The 21,713-nt window shown below is 42.6% G+C and carries 16 protein-coding genes and 1 pseudogene; 14 read left to right on the top strand and 3 right to left on the bottom strand.

Going from position 1 to position 21,713, the window contains the following annotated elements; translation table 11 throughout:
* The first annotated feature begins 309 nt into the window (after nt 1–309).
* The 9 genes and pseudogenes from AC1D7X_RS23275 to AC1D7X_RS23235 all read left to right on the top strand — a co-directional run bounded on the left by AC1D7X_RS23275 (nt 310) and on the right by AC1D7X_RS23235 (nt 11,636).
* Entirely contained in the window at nt 310–1,764 is a 1,455-nt protein-coding gene (locus AC1D7X_RS23275; RefSeq protein ID WP_495476199.1) for an MBOAT family O-acyltransferase, read from the top strand.
* A 20-nt stretch (nt 1,765–1,784) separates the two neighbouring features.
* Complete coding sequence (locus AC1D7X_RS23270; RefSeq protein ID WP_495476198.1) at nt 1,785–3,311, top strand: copper amine oxidase N-terminal domain-containing protein; 1,527 nt, start codon at nt 1,785–1,787, stop codon at nt 3,309–3,311.
* Nucleotides 3,312–3,552: 241 nt separating this feature from the next.
* A complete protein-coding gene (locus tag AC1D7X_RS23265; protein ID WP_495476197.1) occupies nt 3,553–5,037 on the top strand; it encodes a glutamate synthase subunit beta in 1,485 nt (494 codons plus the stop codon).
* A 226-nt stretch (nt 5,038–5,263) separates the two neighbouring features.
* Entirely contained in the window at nt 5,264–6,055 is a 792-nt protein-coding gene (locus AC1D7X_RS23260) for an HAD-IIA family hydrolase (RefSeq protein WP_495476196.1), read from the top strand.
* A gap of 94 nt (nt 6,056–6,149) precedes the next feature.
* The gene (locus AC1D7X_RS23255) at nt 6,150–7,361 is read left to right on the top strand and encodes a sn-glycerol-1-phosphate dehydrogenase (RefSeq protein ID WP_495458541.1); all 1,212 of its coding nucleotides are present in this window, start codon (nt 6,150–6,152) and stop codon (nt 7,359–7,361) included.
* 155 nt (nt 7,362–7,516) lie between these two features.
* Nucleotides 7,517–7,768 (top strand): ATP-binding protein, encoded by a 252-nt coding sequence (locus AC1D7X_RS23250; protein ID WP_495476195.1) that lies wholly within the window; start codon nt 7,517–7,519, stop codon nt 7,766–7,768.
* Between the two features lie 26 nt (nt 7,769–7,794).
* Nucleotides 7,795–9,243 (top strand): annotated as a pseudogene (locus AC1D7X_RS23245) (serine hydrolase domain-containing protein).
* A 100-nt stretch (nt 9,244–9,343) separates the two neighbouring features.
* On the top strand, nt 9,344–10,096 hold the full coding sequence (locus tag AC1D7X_RS23240; protein WP_495458544.1) for an NADP-dependent oxidoreductase: 753 nt from the start codon (nt 9,344–9,346) through the stop codon (nt 10,094–10,096).
* 361 nt (nt 10,097–10,457) lie between these two features.
* Nucleotides 10,458–11,636, top strand: a complete 1,179-nt coding sequence (locus tag AC1D7X_RS23235) for an acyl-CoA dehydrogenase family protein (protein WP_495476194.1) — start codon at nt 10,458–10,460, stop codon at nt 11,634–11,636.
* Between the two features lie 43 nt (nt 11,637–11,679).
* Here the strand turns inward: AC1D7X_RS23235 and AC1D7X_RS23230 are convergent, their stop codons facing one another.
* The 3 genes from AC1D7X_RS23230 to AC1D7X_RS23220 all read right to left on the bottom strand — a co-directional run bounded on the left by AC1D7X_RS23230 (nt 11,680) and on the right by AC1D7X_RS23220 (nt 13,906).
* Complete coding sequence (locus AC1D7X_RS23230) at nt 11,680–12,402, bottom strand: amino acid ABC transporter ATP-binding protein (RefSeq protein ID WP_495458566.1); 723 nt, start codon at nt 12,400–12,402, stop codon at nt 11,680–11,682.
* Nucleotides 12,403–12,413: 11 nt separating this feature from the next.
* Nucleotides 12,414–13,064: an amino acid ABC transporter permease gene (locus tag AC1D7X_RS23225; RefSeq protein ID WP_495458546.1), complete on the bottom strand. Its 651-nt coding sequence runs from the start codon at nt 13,062–13,064 to the stop codon at nt 12,414–12,416.
* 65 nt (nt 13,065–13,129) lie between these two features.
* The gene (locus AC1D7X_RS23220) at nt 13,130–13,906 is read right to left on the bottom strand and encodes a basic amino acid ABC transporter substrate-binding protein (RefSeq protein WP_495476193.1); all 777 of its coding nucleotides are present in this window, start codon (nt 13,904–13,906) and stop codon (nt 13,130–13,132) included.
* A 296-nt stretch (nt 13,907–14,202) separates the two neighbouring features.
* On the opposite strand from AC1D7X_RS23220, the gene AC1D7X_RS23215 reads away from it, so the two are divergent.
* The 5 genes from AC1D7X_RS23215 to mmsA all read left to right on the top strand — a co-directional run bounded on the left by AC1D7X_RS23215 (nt 14,203) and on the right by mmsA (nt 21,709).
* Nucleotides 14,203–15,216, top strand: a complete 1,014-nt coding sequence (locus AC1D7X_RS23215; protein ID WP_495476192.1) for a substrate-binding domain-containing protein — start codon at nt 14,203–14,205, stop codon at nt 15,214–15,216.
* Nucleotides 15,217–15,240: 24 nt separating this feature from the next.
* Complete coding sequence (locus AC1D7X_RS23210) at nt 15,241–17,097, top strand: cache domain-containing sensor histidine kinase (RefSeq protein WP_495476191.1); 1,857 nt, start codon at nt 15,241–15,243, stop codon at nt 17,095–17,097.
* 30 nt (nt 17,098–17,127) lie between these two features.
* Nucleotides 17,128–18,345, top strand: a complete 1,218-nt coding sequence (locus AC1D7X_RS23205) for a response regulator transcription factor (RefSeq protein ID WP_495458550.1) — start codon at nt 17,128–17,130, stop codon at nt 18,343–18,345.
* A gap of 634 nt (nt 18,346–18,979) precedes the next feature.
* On the top strand, nt 18,980–20,062 hold the full coding sequence (gene chvE / locus AC1D7X_RS23200) for a multiple monosaccharide ABC transporter substrate-binding protein (protein ID WP_495458551.1): 1,083 nt from the start codon (nt 18,980–18,982) through the stop codon (nt 20,060–20,062).
* 132 nt (nt 20,063–20,194) lie between these two features.
* A complete protein-coding gene (mmsA, locus tag AC1D7X_RS23195; protein WP_495458567.1) occupies nt 20,195–21,709 on the top strand; it encodes a multiple monosaccharide ABC transporter ATP-binding protein in 1,515 nt (504 codons plus the stop codon).
* The last annotated feature ends 4 nt before the right edge of the window (nt 21,710–21,713 follow it).

The following is a 21,713-nucleotide window of genomic DNA, read 5'->3' as shown; positions in this document are numbered from 1 at the left end:
TCCTGTATCTATACCGAAATGAGAAACTATCAATTTCCATAAATATACATCATTATATATTAGGAGTCAATGTTAGCTTTCAGCTTACGTTCAGCTGTGCTTTAGTTTTATTTCAGAAACTTTATATATAATGATAGCATCTAGTATTTTTCTTAGTATTTGCTTATCTTGTTAGGGTGGGAAGAAATTTATTATTATTTTCTTTACAATAACTAATTTTTTACAAGAAATTGTCATAAAAAGTGGTATAATATTTTATGAGTTGTTTAAATATTTGATGGTAGACATAATGGAGTGGGAGTGAAAGGTTTGCTGTTCAATACGTATGTTTTTATATTCGTTTTCTGGCCGATTTCGGTAGCCGTATATTTCTTACTTAATCGTCTTCGGTATGTCACTGCAGCAAAGTTATCTTTAGTGCTTGCTTCGCTTTTTTTCTACAGTTATTGGAATATTAAATATCTTCCTTTAATTCTTGCTTCGATCGTATTTAATTATAGTGTTGGTCGGTTACTTCAAGTAGCGGTACATGGTAAACTCGATGCAACTCTAGATCAAGACCAGAATATAGTTCATGGCCAACCGTCTAAGAGAAAAGGGTTGTTTGGATCTCCTAGAACACTATTAACCATAGGTCTTGTTGGGAATATCCTATTGCTAGGATACTATAAGTATACCGATTTCTTCTTGATTAATTTAACCAACATATCCGGTCATACATTCCCCTTACTTCAATTGATATTACCTTTAGGAATAAGCTTTTTTACCTTTACACAAATCGCTTATTTAGTGGATGCTTATCGTGGCAAGACTCGTGAGTATAACTTCATGAGTTATGTCTTATTCGTTACGTTCTATCCGCATCTTATCGCGGGGCCGATTCTTCATCATAGTGAGATGATGCCTCAATTTGATAGACTACGGAATAAGCATTGGAATTGGAATAATGCATCTAAGGGTGTTTATATTTTTTGTATAGGTTTATTCAAAAAAGTCGTTATTGCGGATACATTCGCAGGATTTGCAAATGATGGGTTCGCTTCAGCTCACCAATTTGTAGACACTTGGGTTGCAACGCTGTCTTATACATTACAATTGTATTTCGATTTCAGTGGATATACAGATATGGCGATTGGGGCGGCACTCTTGTTCAACATTGTATTGCCGCAGAACTTTAACTCGCCTTACAAGGCATTAAGTATTCAAGACTTCTGGCGCCGTTGGCATATGACGCTTAGTCGTTTCCTTCGTGATTATATATACATCCCTCTTGGTGGAAGCCGACGCGGTGAGTTGATTGCCATGCGCAATGTCATTATCACATTCGTCATAGGTGGGTTCTGGCATGGTGCAGGTTGGACCTTCTTAATGTGGGGATTCCTACATGGAGCGGGACAAGCTGTTCATCGCATGTGGATGAAGATTGGTAAACCTCTTCCCAAATGGTTCGCTTGGTTTATAACGTTCTTATTTATTAATATAGCTTGGGTATTCTTCCGTGCGGATACAGTGCCTCAAGCTTTACGTCTTCTAAAAGGTATGATAGGACTTAATGGGATGGATATGAGTTCCCTTAAGACGCTTGCCCCAGCGGGTATATTTATTCTTATTTTCTTAACCATCGTATTGTTTGCATCCAATTCTTCTGAGAGAATTGAATCTTTCCGTCCAACATGGAAGAAAGCTATATTTATGGCCGTTATCTTTATTATTTCATTACTTTATTTCAACCGTATTACAGAATTTCTGTATTTTAATTTCTAGCTGGAAGGGAGAAAGACGTTTTGCAACATTTAACACCGGAACCAGTGCCAGACTCTTCAAAGAGTCAGAACCATGGGCGATCGGGTAAAGGTCGTCGGAAGCGTGTTACTGCCAAACAGAGTAGAAGAATGCTTATTCAGTTTGCTGCTTCTGCCATTATCATGGCATCTATCGTTATTATGCTTACTGTAGTCCTTGACCCACTGCAGTTTTACCACAAATCCTTTTACCCGGCTATTTATTCAAATGAACAGCGATATCAGAATCCAGGATTAGCTAGGAATTATGATTATGACACGATCATTATTGGAACTTCGATGACGGAGAACTTTCTTCCTTCGGAGGTGGATAAAGATTTAGGTGGTAAGACGCTAAAATTGTCTGTTCGGGGGTCAACGGCCGATGAACATAATGCCATTGCTAGTATTGCACTAGAAACAGGTAAGGTAAAGAAGGTGCTATGGGGTCTTGATTATTTCTCTCTCAAAATGGGGAGTAAAGAAGAAATCGATAATCCACAGTATCTTTATGACGATAAATGGTGGAATGATTATAAGTATTGGTTTAATTATTCTATCTATCAGGATCTATATAAAGAAGCTGTATTAAGACCTCTAAATGGGTTAGAACCAAGACAATTAGAATACTTATATAACTGGAATAGAGAGGTTACTTTCGGAGCGAAGAAGGTAGCAGGTGTTTATAAATCGTCTCGTGCAGGGGAAGCCTACTTTGGTTTAAATGAGGAACCTATTGAGACGATTAAAGAAGCTTTTAATAAATATATTTTAGAACTTGTGGAGAAGCATCCGGATGTTGAATTTGATTTCTATTATCCTCCATACAGTGTCTTGAGACAAAAGGTATGGGAGGATACGAATAATGCTCGTTATATCAATCAACTTGAGATGAAAGAGTGGATGTTTGAGCAGTTTGATAAACTACCTAACGTGAATATATATGACTTCCAAGTGGAGTCCGCATGGACGTATAATCTCGATTTATACAAAGATCTGTCGCACCATAATCAAGATGTGAATAGCTGGATTGCCGATGCGATTGGGAAAGAAGATCCCAAATATAAAGTAACGAAAGACAATGTTAAGCAATTCACGCTTGATATGGAGGAACAACTTAAGAATATTATGGTCACTAGCGAATATAAGGTGGTCAATGCAGAGGTTTCGTTAAAAGAAGGAAATGCAACCACACCTCTGTCATTTACAGCTGTAAACACAGCGGGTAAAGAAGAAGATATCTTCGTTCCTGTAAAAGAGCTGACATCTATGCTAGGTGCAGAGATGGAATGGGATCAGGTGGCGAAGTCAATGACGTTCAAACGTAGGGATCAACAGGTAGTATTGCATGTTGGAAGCACAACTGCTGAGACCTCAAGTGGTTCCAAGGATATTACTTATAAACCACAAATCATTGATGGGACCACGATGGTTCCTCTTGGTTCTGTATCGGCACTATTTGGTTTGAAGTCGACGATCGAGCAACCGGAAGATGGGATTATTCGAATGATGTTAACTTCGTTGGAGTAGAAAACTAGTCTAACAGTGAAGTAGTAAATGGGAGAGTATGTACAAATTAATGATATAACCCAAAGACCCTAGCATTCGTGCTGGGGTTTTTGAGTTTAAAAACGAAGAATTAAATGGTCCAAGGAAGGTGATCTTCTTCACGCCTTTAACACGTTGCTTCATGTTAGTATTTACATTAATTTAGATAGATAACTTCTAGGGGTTCGGATTAAATTTATGAGAGCAGGGGTGAGTTAGACTTATGGGTAAAACAACTGGGTTTATGGAGTACCCGCGTGAAATTCCAGGAGAGGTGAATCCGCTCGATCGTATTAAGCATTGGGAAGAGTTTGTGATTCCTATGGATGAGGAGAGACTTCAGCAACAAGGTGCTAGATGTATGGATTGCGGTACACCTTTTTGCCATGTAGGACGATTACTATCAGGTATGGCTTCAGGTTGTCCAGTTAATAATCTCATTCCAGAATGGAACGATCAGATATATCGTGGTCAATGGCGGGAAGCATTACATCGATTGCATAAGACAAATAATTTCCCGGAATTCACGGGTCGTGTCTGTCCTGCTCCATGTGAAGGATCTTGTACGGTAGGACTTGCAGATTCGCCTGTTACTATTAGGAATATCGAAAAAGCGATTGTCGACCGTGGATTTGCTGAAGGGTGGATCGTACCCGAACCTCCTAAGACTCGTACCGGCAGAAGGATAGCGGTTGTTGGCTCTGGTCCTGCAGGACTTGCATGTGCTGCGCAATTAAATAAAGCCGGACATGAAGTGACGGTATATGAGAGAGCCAATCGCATCGGTGGGCTGTTGATGTACGGAATTCCGAATATGAAGTTAGACAAAAAAACAGTGCAGAGACGTATTGATTTACTCATGGCTGAGGGTGTCACGTTCGTAACGAATACGGAGATAGGTAAAGATATCTCATCTATCGAATTGAAGGAAACATTCGATGCTATCGTTCTATGTGGAGGGGCAACCCAAGCTAGGGATTTATTCGTTGAGGGTCGAGAACTCGGTGGTATTTGTCAAGCGATGGATTTCTTGACACGGAATACGAAGAGTCTACTTGATTCGGATCTAATGGATGGAGAGTATTTGTCTGCTAAAGGCAAGGATGTAGTCGTCATCGGAGGTGGTGATACGGGAACAGACTGTGTAGCGACTGCTATCCGACACGGCTGTCGTAGCGTGAAGCAATTAGAGATTATGCCTCAGTCACCAGTAGAACGTCTACCGAGCAACCCATGGCCAGAATGGCCTAAGGTGCTTAAGGTGGATTATGGACAACAAGAAGCTTCCATCCTGTATGCACGAGATCCACGTCGTTACTTAGTCTCTACCAAGCGATTCGTTGGTGATGAACATGGGGATGTTAAAGAGTTGCACACCGTACAAATGCAGTGGGTCATGGATGACCTGGGACGTTATTCCCCCGTCGAAGTTCCGGGTAGTGAGCAGATCATTCCCGCCCAAATGGTGTTACTTGCTATGGGTTTTACAGGTCCTGATGCAAACTTACTAGAACAGATGGGCATTGCTCGTGATGAACGTTCCAATGTATTTGCTGAATTTGGGAAGCAGGTCACGAATGTGGAAGGTGTCTTCACAGCAGGTGATATGCGTCGAGGTCAGAGTCTTGTCGTCTGGGCAATTAATGAAGGACGCCAAGCTGCCCGCGAGGTCGATCGTTATCTCATGGGTAGTAGTCATTTGCCATAAATAGATGAGATGAACATGATCATCTTATATGAACAGTACAACATCCCATTATCGAGTGAATATGGATAATGGGATGTTGTTTGTTGTTTAGAGTACACATTTTAAATTTGACGCATTAAATAGGCTGATGTAACAAACAAATGTTGACAACTGATGGTGAATATTAGGAAGATGTATCTATGGATGAAGCTTATGAAGATTCGAATAAAAGGTGGTTATGGACACAATGTTAGAAAACATTGATGGGTTTGTAATAGATTTAGATGGAACGGTGTATAAGGGGAAACAGGCAATCGATGGGGTAATGGATAGTATTGCCTATATCAAGTCTATCGGTAAACGCGTAGTGTTCTTGAGCAATCGAGGGAATATATCGAGAAAGATGTGTCATGATAAATTGCAAGGAATGGGTATTGATGTTCAGGAAGAAGAGATTCTATTAACTTCGACGGTAACGGCTACATATCTAAAGAACCATCATAAGGATTGTCAGGTATGGGTATTAGGTGAACAGGGATTGCGTGATGAGATTACGATTGCGGGTATTAAGTTAGCCGAGAAACCAGAAGAAGCTGATTGGTTAGTCATTACGCTGCATGAGACGCTTACCTATAAGGAATTAAATGAAGCATTTAGAGCTGTTCGACATGGAGCTCGGATGATTGCTACGAATGCGGATAAGACATTTCCAGGTGACGAGGGAGACTCCATTGATGTTGCAGGTATGATTGGTGCGATTGAGTCTTCGACCGATCAGAAGGTAGAAGTGGTTATTGGTAAGCCTTCCAGCTTAATGGCTGAAGCAGCTTTGGAAGTGATAGGTTTACCTGCTGAGCGTTGTATGGTCATAGGCGATAGTCTTGTATCTGATATTACACTTGGTAAGAATGCTGGGATGGTAACTACGCTTGTATTGACGGGATCTGTTAGTAGAGAATTAGCAGAAGTAAGTGATGTGCAACCGGATTACATCTGGGATTCCCTTGCAGATTTGAAAAGCATTTTGAAATCCCAATAAGAAGCTAATCTTTTAAATCGTATTTACAGAAGATCATAGGTCGAGGTGGAAGTGGCGAAGGAAACCCCACAATAAATAGAAAAGAGATGATCTTATGACAGATATCATGAGTCGAATTAAACGTGCAGCTCCTGAACTAGATGAGAGTGCTCTAAGAGCGATTGAAATGGATCTAATGATTGAGAATGGAGCAGTTCAGCATGTCGCATCCTATTTGGTTGAGAAATCATACTCTAAAGTTATCATCGTTGCAGATGCGATAACCTATGAGATCGCAGGAAGAACCCTTGAGGAATCCATAAGTCACGTGGGTATTGCTAATCAAGTCACGATTATCAAGCCTAATCATCAGGGGGATGTCATCGCAGATGAGGCTTCCATTATTCAGTTGGTGCTAGAGATTCAGAGACTCGCTCCTGATATTGTTGTGGCAGCAGGTTCGGGAACCATTCACGATATCACTCGATATACTGCGTATACTACAGGCATCTCTTTTATATCTGTACCAACAGCGCCTTCCGTGGATGGATTCAATTCCAAGGGGGCCCCTATTATTCTTCGTGGAGAGAAAACGACGATTCAGGCGATTGGTCCGGATGCTATTTTTGCAGATTTAGAAATTCTGTCACAAGCACCTAGATCGATGGTAGCCGCAGGATTTGGAGATATGATAGGTAAGTATACCTCGTTGTTCGATTGGAAGTTTGGAAGCCTTGTTGCAGGGGAACCTTACTCGGTAGCAGTGGCAGATATCACTAGGAATGCACTACAGTCTTGTGTAGATCAAGTCGATCTTATTGCACAGCGGGATGAAGCGGGCATACGCACCCTAATTAGTTCTTTAATTGAGTCAGGGCTTGCCATGTTGTTGTTCGGTCAGTCCCATTCCGCTTCGGGTGCAGAGCATCATCTGTCGCATTACTGGGAAATGGAATATATTCGTCTTGGCAAAAGACAACTGTTACATGGCGCCAAAGTAGGTGTGGCTTGTATACAAATCTCACAACTATATCATCAACTGGCCGAATCTTCATTCGCTAAGGAAATGACGGCATCTGATGATAATGCGATGCTAAAGGATCGAGCTTCAGCTATTCAAGCACATTGGGAGGAAATTCAACAGGAGATCACTACTATTCCAGATGCAGCTAGTCTAGCTAGCCTTTTAAACAAAGTAGGAGGACCAACGGAGCCGTCAGAACTTGGGATTGAGCAGGAACTTCTTGATCGTAGTCTTCATGAAGCTCATCATGTGCGTATGAATCGGTTTACATTGTTGAGAGCGCGAAATGAATTGTCCATATGAGTTACGGAATCCCATGAAAATGATAGTAAATATTTAAATAGTAAAATAACAGACATCTAAAGGCTTCATCATCTGTCACTTTTGGCGTTATTTTGCACCTGTTTTAAGTGCTATTTCGCATTATAAGAAAATAAAAAAGGCTACCATCATCCGAAATGATAGCGCATTATATTTACTTAATTCCGATACTTGTGAAAAATGATGCCCCTTCATTAACTGACAAAGATGTTGACCGGATGTTTGACCGATTTTATATGGCAGATCAATCCCGTTCGCGCCAAAGTACCGGGCTAGGCTTGTCGATTATAAAAAACTTTATGGAAAAAATGAGCGGGACGATTACGGGAAAGCTAAATGATGGGCAACTGTCCATCATTTGTGAATGGGAAACAGTGAAAAATAAATAAATATAGAATTTAGAATGGAGTAGTATATGTGTAAGAAACTAGGTATTGTTTTTCTAATGGCAATTATTTTATTGAACTTATGGAACCATCCTTTATCAGCTCAGGCTGCTGAATCGTTCGATACAGCAGATGTTGATGAATTTGTTACGAAGTATCTCGAACGAAACGGACTGCCCGGTACATCCATTGTAATTGTAAAAGAAGGCAATATACTGTACGAAAAAGGTTATGGCCACGATTCTGATGAGAAACCCTTAACAGAAAAGTCGCTCTTGAGAATAGGTTCTGTTTCCAAAACATTTACGTCATTTGCCGTTTTACAATTGGTTGATGAAGGAAAAATCCAATTGGATGACCCAGTAGTAAAATATCTACCAGAAGTTAAACTTGATGATTCTAGATGGAAATAAGTTACAATACGTCAACTATTGAGTCACACATCAGGGATTCCGAATCCAACCATTGTAGCTCCAGCGAATAACTTAAAATCGGGTGTGGAGCGTTTACATGACTTGAAACTTCAATCGCAACCTGGAGAGAAATATGCCTATAGCAATCCGAGTTACTGGATTTCAGCTTTTTTAGTAGAAAAAGTGAGTGGCATCGAGTTTTCTGATTATCTTAAGCAAAAAGTATTCTCTCCACTAGGGATGAATGACTCGCTCACGGCTGTGAACTCCGGAGATCCTGTACAAGGGCTACCAAAAGGATATGTAACGGCATATGGAACTGCAATACCATGGACAGGGCTTGAAAATATGTTTATGGGGTCAGGAGGAGTCATATCAACAGCATCAGATATGGGGAAATGGCTTTCTATGCACACGAACGAGGGGAAAAATGAATTAGGAGAACAATTATTATCAAAAGAATTATTGGAAGAATCTTATTCACCGCAACCCGGAAGTGAAAAATACGGACTTGGCTGGTCATTAAGTTCTCTAAACGTAAAACCTGCTCGCATTTCACATAGTGGTACGTTAACTACTTATCAAACTCAACAAGACATCGTTCCAAGTAGTGGGTATGCAGTAGCTGTATTACTCAATAGCTATACCACTACTTTAGAACATGCATATGAGATTAGTTCAGGGATTATTCAATTGACTGAGGGACACGAACCCAAAATGAAAGCCCCTGTACCTACAATAATTGATTTATCACTTGGTATCATTACATTGATATACCTGGTTTTAGGAATCAGAGGAATGATCCGAAGTGAAAAATGGTCGAATAAACGAAAACAACATCCTGTTTGGAGATTTTATCTGCGGTTAATCCCGCAATTGGTGCCAGTCACGGGTATCGGATGGATATTCTTTATTGTTCCGACACTACAGGATAATAGTTCTACAACGATAGATGCTTTTGGTATTTGGCCAGCAGCGATGATCTTATCGGCAATTGTTTTCATCATTGGATTGGTTGTTACAACTATGAGAGTCTATTATCGAATAAGGTTAAGCAGAAATTAGGGATTGTGAAGAATTACACTTAAAGTAACGGGGCGTCAAAAGCCATTTATCAAGTATCAGTAGGCCAAATAGCCCCCACCTAGCGGCGGGAGCCACGGATGTGCAGGACTTTTCCGTTGGCGATGAGGTGTTCGGCATGGTTCGCTTTCCTAGCTTTGGGGAGAGCGCTGCTTATGCCGAGTACGTCGCCGCGCCGGCGTCGGACCTTGCACTCAAGCCAGCTGGCATCGATCACGTGTACGCTGCAGGGGCGCCGATGGCAGTTCTCACCGCGTGGCAGTTCCTGATCGAGCTGGGGCACAATGAACCGAACCCGCTTCAACCGGAGAAGCATCGCCCGTTGCCGCTGGGCGGCAAGAAGGTGCTAGTGAATGGTGCCGCGGGGGGCGTAGGACATTTCGCGGTGCAGCTTGCTAAATGGAAGGGTGCGCACGTTATCGCGGTAGCATCGGGCAAACATGAGTCGTTCCTGCGCGAGCTTGGTGCCGACGAATTCATCGACTACACCAAGAGCCCTCCCGAGGACATCGCACATGACCTTGATCTCGTCCTCGATTCTCTCGGTGGTCCCACCACTGGTCGTTTCTTGCGTACGCTCAAGCGTGGCGGTGCTTTGTTCCCGGTGTTCTTAGGATTCTCCGACGCTGAGGAAGCTGCGAAGCTGGGAGTCACGGTCTCGATGACCCAAGTGCGCTCGAACGGCCCGCAGCTGACTGAAGTCGGACGCTTGCTCGATACTGGAACGATTCGCGTCGCCATCGACAGCACGTTTCCACTTGCCGATGCTCGCAAGGCGCACGAACGAGCCGCCCATGGTCACATCCAAGGCAAGATCGTGCTCACGGTCGAGTGAGGATGACAGCTCGGATGATCATCGCACTCTTCTTAGAACGTCGCAGTTTAACAAAGTGGGGAAACAGAATCAAAATCGACACTCTAAAATACGATGCCTCAAACGAACGCTCGTTCATGGAGTGAAAGAGGGAGGGTAGACTGGAGAAGTCCCCCAGTCTCTTACAGAATAACACTGATGGTCTCCCTTGATTCGGCGTTTGTGATCCAAACGCGGGCAGGCAGTCCTTTGTGCTTCTACATATTTGGGATATCATGCGGACATGCATAGCCACGATTCGTGATTAAAACCTACTTTAATATTAATTCCAAGTAAACTATACTGTTATAATAGGGATTGATGAAGGGGAGGCTATATCGCCATGACACAACAGCGGATATCAGACTTTTGTATACGTAATGAAAGAGAGGCTGAAATAGCCTTACTGGCGGATCAACTAGCTATAAAGTTTGCAGAACGTGCATCGAAACATGATAGGGATGGTTCATTTCCCTTCGATAATTTTACGGATTTACGGGATTCGGGATTTTTGAAACTAGTCGTATCGAAGAAATATGGAGGGGAAGAAATATCTCTCTATGAAATGGTCATTGCACAGGAAAGAATCGCTCGTGGTGATGGTTCAACTGCTTTAGCAGTGGGTTGGCACATGCATATGATGTTAAGTCTACGATATACGAATCGTTGGCCTGAAGACTTATTCTCGCGGTTCAGCGAAGAAGTGGTTAAGGATGGAGCGATCATCAATCATTTTGCCAGCGAACAAGCAACCGGAAGTCCAACACGAGGCGGTAAGCCCCAGACGACAGCAGTTAAAGTAGATGGGGGTTGGTCCATTAGTGGACGCAAAACGTTCAGTTCGTTAAGCCCCATTGTAGAACACTTTACGATCTCAGCGGGGATTGAGGGTACAGACGAGGTAGGCGAGTTTTTCGTTCGAAAAGGCCCTGGATTGAGTATCGAAGAGACCTGGGATACTCTAGGTATGCGTGCTACAGGAAGCCATGATGTGATTCTACATCATGTATTTGTGCCTGACCATGAGGTGATTAGCCTTTCGCTTGTATCGAAGCAACAGCAAGTGACAGATGATGGGGGCGGATCGCTTCTTCATATTCCAGCATGTTATATCGGTATTGCCTATGCTGCCCGTAATTTCGCAGTAGAGTTCGCTAAGAATTATCAACCGAATAGTCTACCTGGACCTATTGCAGAGTTACCACGTATTCAGCAACAGATTGGGGAGATGGAGGCGGAGTTGATTACAGCACGTACCTTGCTATATTCCGTAGCCGATCGTTGGGATCGTGATCCTGCTGGAAGAGTTGCGCTGAAGCCAGACCTTGGACTCGCCAAATACATTGCAACCAATCACGCCATGCGTATTGTGGATAAAGCGATGCGTATCGTTGGGGCTACAAGTCTATCACGTAACCTACCCTTGGAGAGAATGTACCGTGATGTGCGTGCGGGTCTACATAACCCTCCGATGGACGATGTAGTTCTACAGATCCTCGCAAAGCGCGCAATTCATGAATAGAGAATGTTGTGAACATAGCGCTTGCTTGAATGAGGATGGACCCTTACAGGACTTTAGATAAAAAAGATTTCGTTCTTTCGTGGGTTGGACGCTCGAAGATTTCTTCGGGTGTACCCTCTTCCACGATAACACCTTCTTCCATGAATAACACACGATCTCCAACCTCGCGAGCGAACCCCATCTCATGGGTAACCACGACCATGGTCATTCCTTCTTTAGCTAAATCCTTCATGACCGATAGCACTTCTCCTACCATTTCTGGATCTAGAGCGGAAGTAGGTTCATCGAACAACATAATCTTAGGCTCCATAGCTAATGCTCGTGCAATTGCGACACGTTGGGCTTGGCCACCCGATAAGGAATTAGGGTATACGTTTGCTTTTTCTGATAGCCCTACTTTTGTGAGTAATTCAATCGCTTTGTTTCGTGCTTTCTCAATAGACCACTTACGGACTTGAATAGGTGAGATGGTGATGTTGTCTATGACTTTCATATGTGGGAACAGATTAAATTGTTGGAACACCATACCCACTTCGGTGCGGATCTCAGAAATCTTAGTATTGGGATCCATTAAGGACTGACCTTCGATAATAATGTCGCCACCTTGTGGTTGCTCTAACAGATTCAAACAACGAAGAAACGTTGATTTACCAGATCCGGAGGGTCCAATAATAACGACGACTTCTTGGTTGTGTACCTTCAGATTAACCTGTTTAAGAACGGTATGTGAACCGAAGGACTTATTTAAATCCGTAACGTGTATCATGGGATCCATACTCAGCTCAATCTCCCTTCTAGCACAGTTAATAGTTTACTTAACGAATATGTAAGGATGAAATAGATGAGTGAAGCTAAAAGGTAAGGTTCCCAGATCCGGGAGTATTGGCCGCTCATTCCGTTACTCCAATACATAATCTCTTGAGCGCCAATAATGGCTACCAATGAAGAGTCCTTAACTAGTACAATAAATTCGTTACCAAAAGCGGGAATCATTCGTTTAATGGCTTGTGGTAAAATGATGAATCGCATAGCTTGTCTGTGTGACATCCCAAGTGAATAGGCAGCTTCGGATTGGCCTGCACTTATGGATTGAATACCTGCTCTGAATATTTCGGCAGAATACGCTGCTGAGTTCAGTGAAAGTGCAAGAATGGCTGCCGTAATCGGTTCGGTACTTCCGAATATGAGAGGAACCAGGCCAAAGTGTACCATTAAGATTTGAACATACAGTGGCGTACCCCGAAAGAAATTAATGTAGGCACTCATAGGCCAGCGTAGTATCCATTTGGATGACATTTTGCCAAATCCAATGACCAGCCCGAGAACTGATCCAGCGATGATGGACAGAATGGAGATACCTATGGTTAACAAAGAGCCTTTTAAGACAATGGGGAGGTAATCGAGAATAATATCCAGTCTGAAATCCATAAGACTCTTCCTTTCCAAAATGTAAGCATGCGTAAGCAATAAACGTTACGCATGCTTATAGTTATTTACTGTAATTTTAATAAATTCGTTGTGTCAGGTGCTTCGCCGAACCATTTTGTATATAGTTCTGCATATTTCCCGTTCTCGATCACTTTTTTAATAGCAGGATCAACCTTAGCCTTCAGATCGCTACCTTTCGGAAAAATGATGCCATAATACTCGGAATCGAAGTTAACCGGATCTAAGATGCCTATTAATTTAGATTTTGGATTATTTTTCATGTATTCCCGAACAATCGCTACGTCTGCTACTACTGCATCTGCACCACCTTTTGAAAGGTCCATAAGTGCTAGGGTGTTGCTATCAAATCTTTTTAGATTTGAACTGGTTTGACCCATAATGCCAGACATAAGGGTATCCGCTGTTGTAGCGCCTTGAACAGCCACATTCAGATCTTTTAGATCAAGTGCAGTCTTAACAGGGCTATCTTCTCTGACCATGATCATATTAGTAGACTCGAAATAGGGTGCAGAGAAATCGTAAGTCTGTTTACGCTCGTCTGTAATAGATACGCTCGAGATGCCTCCTTTATACTCCTTGCCTTGTTTTACACTCTCAAGCATCGTGTCCCATCCGATATTCTTAATGTCGTACTCAATGCCTGCCTCTTTCATGACTTCTGCGAGGAAATCAATATCGAAGCCGGTGATCTTGTCCTTATCCATGTATTCCATAGGAGCATAGGTAGCATCTGTTGCAATCTTAATCTTGTCACTCGAGTTACAACCCACAAGCCCAACCACAGACAGTGTTATTATTGCTGACGCAAACCACTTTTTCATTTTCATTTCCCCCTCGTTAATGCGAATCTTTTTAGAGATATTACCAGTAAAATGAAGTTTTAACAATTACTTTTTTTAATTTATGTCATATTTCCTAACATGTAATAAAGAGAGATAAATGATCGAGTTCCTACGTTCGGATGATAGATGTCGTATCCACTGAGAGGTTTGGGATAAAGATATTCCCGAATTAAATCGTATACAGTGTTCCTTTTTTCTTTCGCGGTGTATATTAAAAAAAGGGTTGATGGGCTTGGTTTCGAATACCTGTAAACACTTTTGAAAGGGGTTACATTGTGAAGAAGTTATGGCTTGTGTATATTTTGCTTATCGGAATTTTCATAGTCTATGTCTTGAATTATAAGCAACATACGGAATCTGCTGATCCTTGGGATTCGGTCGGTTTACGCGGCAATATCGAAGATACGTATGTTATGGTCACCTTTCAGGTCGGTATCGATTATTGGAAAAGTGTTCTTAAAGGCTTCGAAGATCGAGCGGAAGAACTGAATGTTTCTGTCGAATACCATGGTTCAACACAACATGATGCGAATGAGCAGATGACGGTGCTGGAACAGGTCATTGCGAAGAAACCCGCGGGTATTGCCATCTCGGCTGTGAACTCGAAGTTACTTACTGCTACGATAAACAAAGCCGTTGAGAGTGGAATTCCGGTGGTTTTATTTGATTCCGGAGCCCCAGATAGTAAGGCGTACTCCTTTCTAGGAACGAATAATTATAGTGCGGGTATTGAAGCAGCACATACGATGGCTCAAATGACAGGTGGTAGTGGAGAAGTAGCTATTGTTACAACGCTCGACCAGCACAATCATCAGGAACGGACGAACGGCTTCCGTGACACGATCACAAGTGAATATCCTAATATGAAAGTTGTGTCCGTGAAAGACGGACGTGGAGACCAAATCGCCTCGAGGCACGCTATTGAAGGTGTCCTATCCGAATTTCCTAATCTAACGGGTATCTTTGCTACTGAATCTAGAGGTGGCATTGGTGTGGCTGAAGCAGTAAAAGCACATCAATCAAGGGAAACGCCACCCATCATTATTAGCTTCGATACGGACAAGGGTACACTCGATCTTGTGAAAGAGGGTACGATCTCCGCGACGATGGCCCAAGGTACATGGAATATGGGATATTGGTCACTAATGGAACTATTTCAGCTTCATCGAGATCTTGTTATGGATGACTCTGTGTATATGAATAATAAGCCTGTGCCTGTTCCAGATTCATTGGATACAGGTATTGATGTGGTTACCAAGGCGAATGTCGATAATTACTATGCCAAGTAGACACTACATCACAGGAGGAGACCAATGAGAGATAGTCGCAGATTGACGATGGATAAGTTGAAACTGAATAATATGCCCTTACGATATAAGTTGATCATCCATTTCTTATTAATTAGTATCCTGCCTGCCATTGGTCTAGGACTTCTAATCGGCTGGACGGTTGATCGGATTGTAGAAGAGCAGAGCAATGAGAATACAATGCAGTTAATTGGAAAAGTGAATACAGCTCTAGAGAACGATGTGGAGAATCTGCAAAAAATCTCTTATTTAATATCATTTGATCCAGGTGTGCAGACCTTTTTAAAGGGCCAGATGAAACCGGACGCGACAGAAAACGGTGAATCTGCTGAATATAACATTCGTAAGTTTTTGCAGGGTTTTACGACACTTAGTTCCGAGATTGCTGGGATTATGATTGTAAATAAGGATGGAGAATCCATTAGTAATGAGATGTACACTCGCCCAGGCACGCTTGCGACGGAAGAAGAATGGTATAAGGAAGCGGTAGCTAATAAAGGGATATTCAAAATTATCGGACAACCCTATGGAAGGGCTGTTATGTCTCATGTGGATTACAAGGAAAGTGAAATTGTCTCGGCTGTTCGAGCGATTATTGATCCAGAGACTCAGATCGTTCAGGGTGTCGTTCTGGTTGATCTGAAGCTTCGTGTGATTGCGGAGACAGCTCGTGATGTTACGTTAGGAAAGACCGGATATTTAACGGTAGTCAATAGTAGCGGAGATATAATCTATGCACCTCGGCAACCTTTTATGAAGAATATTCCCACAGAGCTATTCACTGAGACCTCTGGCATTACCTCTGATAAGGTTGGGGATCGTCATCTACAATTGATATACAGGACATCGCCATTTACTAATTGGACGACCGTGGGTGTATTTCCGATGGAGGAGTCGGCTTATAGCGTACGGGAGATTACGTTTAATGTTGTCATCTTTGTATTCGTAGTCTGTATGTTGGGCATGACCGCCTCATTTTATCTAGCAACATCCATATCGCGTCCTATTGCACAGTTGATGTCATTCATGAATAAAGCACAATCAGGGGACTTGACGATACGTTATTGGGGAAATCGTTCGGACGAGATTGGGATGTTAGGTAGGCGTTTCAATACGATGTTAGCTCAGATTAGCCGATTGCTGTCGTTAACAGAACTTCAGGAACGGCAGAAGCGGGAGGCCGAGCTACGTAGTCTGCAGGCGCAGATTAAGCCTCATTTTCTATATAATACGCTAGATACCATCCATTGGATGGCACGTAATAAAGGAGCCGAAGATATCGCTGAAGTTGTCCAATCCCTATCTAGACTCTTCCGCCTGGGACTTAGCAAGGGGAGTGATATTATTCCTCTAGCAGATGAACTCGAGCATATTGTCAGCTATTTAAAAATTCAACACGTTCGTTACAGTAACAAGCTAACCTATAGTATTAATGTCGATAGTGAGCTTGAGGAGCTTCAGGTATTGAAGTTATTACTACAGCCGATCGTCGAGAATGCTATTTATCATGGGATTAAGGAACGTAGAGGTCCGGGGCATATCGCTATTGATGTGGCTGAACGAGAAGGAGATCTACATTTAACGGTGCGTGATAATGGAGCAGGTATGTTACCCGAGCGGCTCACGCTTTTAAGACATAAGTTTGATATTGTAGGCATGGACAATCAGTCCAGTGAACCGGAGAATCCCATTCCGAATAGCTCCGGTAGTGGTTACGGTATTCTTAACGTGCAAGCGAGGATCCGTCTTAACTATGGCGAAGCGTATGGAATAAGTATCGAGAGTGAACTAGGAATTGGGACTACCGTAAACGTGCGGCATCCCATTGTCCGAGACTGTCATAATGCCAATAAGAATAATTAGAGAGCATGGTTAATACGGAGGAGTAATGACATGGATATTTGGAAAGTAATGATTGCAGATGATGAGATGATTATCCGTGAGGGAATTAAGCAATCTGTTGATTGGGACGGGCTAGGCTTACAAGTTGTCGCAGAAGCTGAGGATGGCGAGGAAGCATTGGAACAGGCACTTTTACATTCAGTAAATATCGCACTAGTTGATCTTAATATGCCGATTATGCACGGAATTGAAATGATGAAGAAATTAAGAGAACAGCTTCCCGATTGCAAAATCGTAGTCATAACGGGACATGATGAGTTTACGTATGCGCAGGAATCGATTCGATTACAGGTGAATGATTATATTCTGAAGCCAGCTGATCCGAAACAGCTCATGCAGGTCATGCGCCGAATTCGAGATGAACTGAATCAAGAGAAGCAGCAAAGTCAGCATCTAGCGCAGGCTTCCAAGCAAATTCTGAAGAACTTCCCGCTATTGCGCGAACGCTTTTGCCAGGAATGGCTAGATGGTAATCTGAGTCAGCAGGAAATTAAGGAGCAACTCCAGTTTTTGAAATTACCACAAGTTCGACCAGAACTACTCGGTATTATTCGTTGGAGATGGGAAGTACAGAACTCTGGAATGAAAGAGAATGAGCGCCAGTTGTTTCTTTTTGCAATCGAGAATATCACGATGGAGTTGCTGAACGATTACGCCCATGTTATTTTCCGTGATTCTATGGGCCTTATTATTATTCTCCTATGGGACGGTAGCGCCGAAGCGATATTAGCTAGGGTGGAGCAGGAAGTGCGTACGAACTTGAAGATTGCTGTAGAAGTCGGTATCGAACCTGTACAGGAAGAGATTACGGAGTTGACCACGACTTACCGTAGATGCAGAATCACCTTATCCAAAGAAGTACCGCTATCTCCGATCGTTCGAAGAGCGAAACAATATGTGTTGGAAAATTATGATGAATATGGCTTAACGTTAGAATCTATAGCAGGTCATTTACAGGCATCTCCGGTCTATCTTAGTCGTTTGTTCAAGCAGGAGCTCGGTTCCTCATTTGGTACTTACCTGACACAGGTTCGGATTCGGAAAGCGGCACAGTTGCTAAATGCTACGGATATCAGTGTACATGATGTGGCAGAGCGAACGGGATATGAAACTCAGCATTATTTCAGTACAGCCTTTAAGAAACAGACGGGCGTATCACCTTTGCAATTTCGTAAAGGTATGAATCCAGAGGAAGACTCTCCATTATAGGGGGGGACTACTGAAAAAAGGTATTTTGATATAGGGACTGCACCTGAATAGATATAAAGGCGGATTTTCATTCAACTCTGAATGAGAATCCGCCTTTGTTCTTCATGTTTTCTTATATTTATTAATTTAATAGAGTCAATATTCTCTTTAAATTGACAGCGAATATGGCGACCGGGCCTTGCATGTTCATGCCAATGAGACAATTGGGGCCATCTGAGAGTTGAAGAGGCTCCACCAGATCTTCTACGATATCTAGAATATTATTCGAAGTAGCGAAGGTGGCGGAATTGTCCTGTAGAAGCGTAAGCGTTCGCCTACAAGTTTTCCGTAGGAAAACTACATCGAAAGCATATACTTGCCCTCAGATTTCAACTCCTATAAGCAGTATACAATCAAGAAATCGGAGGGCAACAGCGATCGTAAGGACAATCCGTTATCGTAGCGGCCATCCAAACCACTAATTCTAGAATTATTTAATGGCAATTATGAAAACGCTAACAAAAAATGTTCGATTTTTATAAAAACAGTAGTTTTATTGTAAATACGGTCACCTATTCGCCTTGATATACTCAACTTGTCAGACGGAGCAGACGTTTCGTCCAAGAAACTAAATGTTCGAGGGGGTAGTGCAGGAATGAAGAAATATTCATGGATCATGTTGATGATGGCGTTCGCACTTATGATATCCGGATGTGGTAATGGATCAGGTAGTAGTTCTGAAGGGGCTAACGGTAAGGTCGGAATTGCTATGCCAACGAAATCTTCAGAGCGCTGGGTAAATGACGGCAATAACATGGTGAAAGAATTCGAGAAGTTAGGATATGGCACAGACCTGCAATACGCTGAAGATGTCGTGGAGAATCAAGTGTCTCAAATTGAGAACATGATCACCAAGGGTGTAAACGCGATTGTCATCGCGTCGGTTGATGGTGAGTCTCTCACGGATGTGCTACAAAAGGCACATGATGCCAATGTGAAGGTCATTGCGTATGATCGTTTAATTAAGAAAAGTGAGTATGTCGATTATTATGCTACGTTTGATAACTTCAAAGTGGGTGTGCTTGAAGGGTCATATATTGAAGAAAAGCTTGGGCTAAAAGAAGGGAAGGGACCTTTCAACATCGAGTTGTTCGGGGGTTCACCGGATGATAACAATGCATACTTCTTCTTCGATGGGGCAATGTCCATTCTGAAGCCTTATATGGATTCCGGTAAGCTCGTTGTTCGCAGTAAACAGACAACAATGGCTCAAGTAGCTACACTTCGTTGGGATGGCGCAGCCGCTCAAGCACGCATGGATAATTTGTTGAGTGCGAACTACGCCTCCGACAATTTGGATGCAGTTCTTTCTCCTTATGACGGGATTAGTATCGGTGTACTTTCCTCACTTAAAGGGATTGGTTACGGTACAGCAGATAAGAAGCTTCCTATAGTAACAGGTCAAGATGCTGAGTTAGCTTCTATTAAATCAATTATTGCTGGTGAACAGACACAAACGGTATTTAAAGACACACGGGAATTAGCTAAGAAGGCCGTTGAGATGACTGAAAGTGTTCTTAAGGGTACTGAGGCAGTCGTGAATGATACAAAAACTTATGATAATGGTGTGAAAATTGTACCGTCCTTCCTGCTTGATCCGGTCTCCGTAGATGCTACGAATGTAGATAAGGTTCTAGTAGAAGGTGGCTACTATACGAAGGAGCAACTGGGGCAGTAAACAACGAACTAGCAGATAGATATACAAATGATAGGTTAGCGGTGGCGGCCTGTAGAGGCTGCTTCCCCGCTTCCCGTTCCCGTATGACCAGTCAGAAAGAAAGCTAGGTGAGAAGCATTGACGGACTACATTATGGAGATGAAAGGAATCACGAAGACCTTTCCCGGCGTCAAAGCGCTCGGAGATGTTAACTTAAAGGTCAAGGAAGGCGAGATTCACGCATTATGCGGAGAGAATGGTGCGGGTAAGTCTACGCTGATGAAAGTACTTAGTGGTGTGTATCCTCATGGAACGTACGAGGGGGATATTATATTCAAAGGACAGGTATGTCAATTCAAGGATATTAAGGATAGCGAGAATCTAGGGATTGTTATTATCCATCAGGAACTGGCGTTGATTCCGTATTTGTCGATTTCGGAGAATATCTTCCTAGGCAATGAACAGGCCAAGCACGGGGTAATCAACTGGAACGAAACGACGGTGAAGACGATTGAGCTATTGGAAACCGTTGGCCTTAAGGAATCGCCGTTTACACAGGTAAACTCGATCGGTGTCGGTAAACAACAATTGGTAGAGATCGCGAAAGCACTCTCCAAGGAAGTGAAGCTGCTCATTCTCGACGAACCCACTGCGGCGCTCAATGAGGATGATAGTGAGAATCTATTGGAGCTCATTCTAGAGCTCAAGAAACAAGGGATCTCCTCCATTATCATTTCGCATAAATTGAACGAAATCGAGAAGATAGCGGATTCTGTAACGATTTTGCGTGATGGATTGACGATTCAGACCCTAGATATGAAGAAGGATCAGGTTACGGAGGATGTCATTATTAAGGGTATGGTTGGTCGAGATATGACGCATCGATATCCAGAGCGAACGCCAGACATTGGAGAGATGATCTTTGAAGTTCGTAACTGGGAAGTCTACCACCCAACACAACAAGATCGTAAGATGGTCGACAACATTCATATGCATATCCGAAAAGGTGAAGTTGTTGGTATTGCAGGTCTGATGGGAGCAGGACGAACCGAGTTTGCTATGAGTATATTCGGCAGGTCTTATGGTAAACGCATTAGTGGTCAGGTATTCATGAACGGTAAGGAAGTGCATTTAACGGATATTAATAAGGCAATGGAGAATGGATTAGCCTATGTTACCGAGGATCGGAAGCATTATGGGCTCATTCTAATCGACGATATTAAGCGCAATATTTCACTCAGTAATCTGAAGAATTTATCCCGGCGTGGCGTCATTAACGAGAGCGAAGAGGTACTTGTAGCAGAAGAATACCGTAAGAAATTGAATATCAAAACACCAAGTATTCTGCAGACAACAGGTAATCTTAGCGGTGGTAATCAGCAGAAGGTGGTACTTAGTAAATGGATTTATACCAAACCAGATATTCTTATTCTGGATGAACCTACCCGAGGTATTGACGTAGGTGCGAAATACGAAATCTACTCCATTATTAATCAACTGGCGGCTGAAGGGAAGGGGATCCTGCTTATCTCCTCAGAGTTACCTGAAATTCTAGGCATGTGTGACAGGGTCTATATTATGAATGAAGGCCGAATTAGTGGTGAAGTAGCAAGGCAGGATGCGACGCAAGAGACATTAATGAAATACATGACACGGAGCAGGGGGTAATATC

It is taken from the genome of Paenibacillus sp. Y568 (genome assembly GCF_059445545.1).
This window is presented reverse-complemented; position numbering and strand designations above follow the sequence as displayed.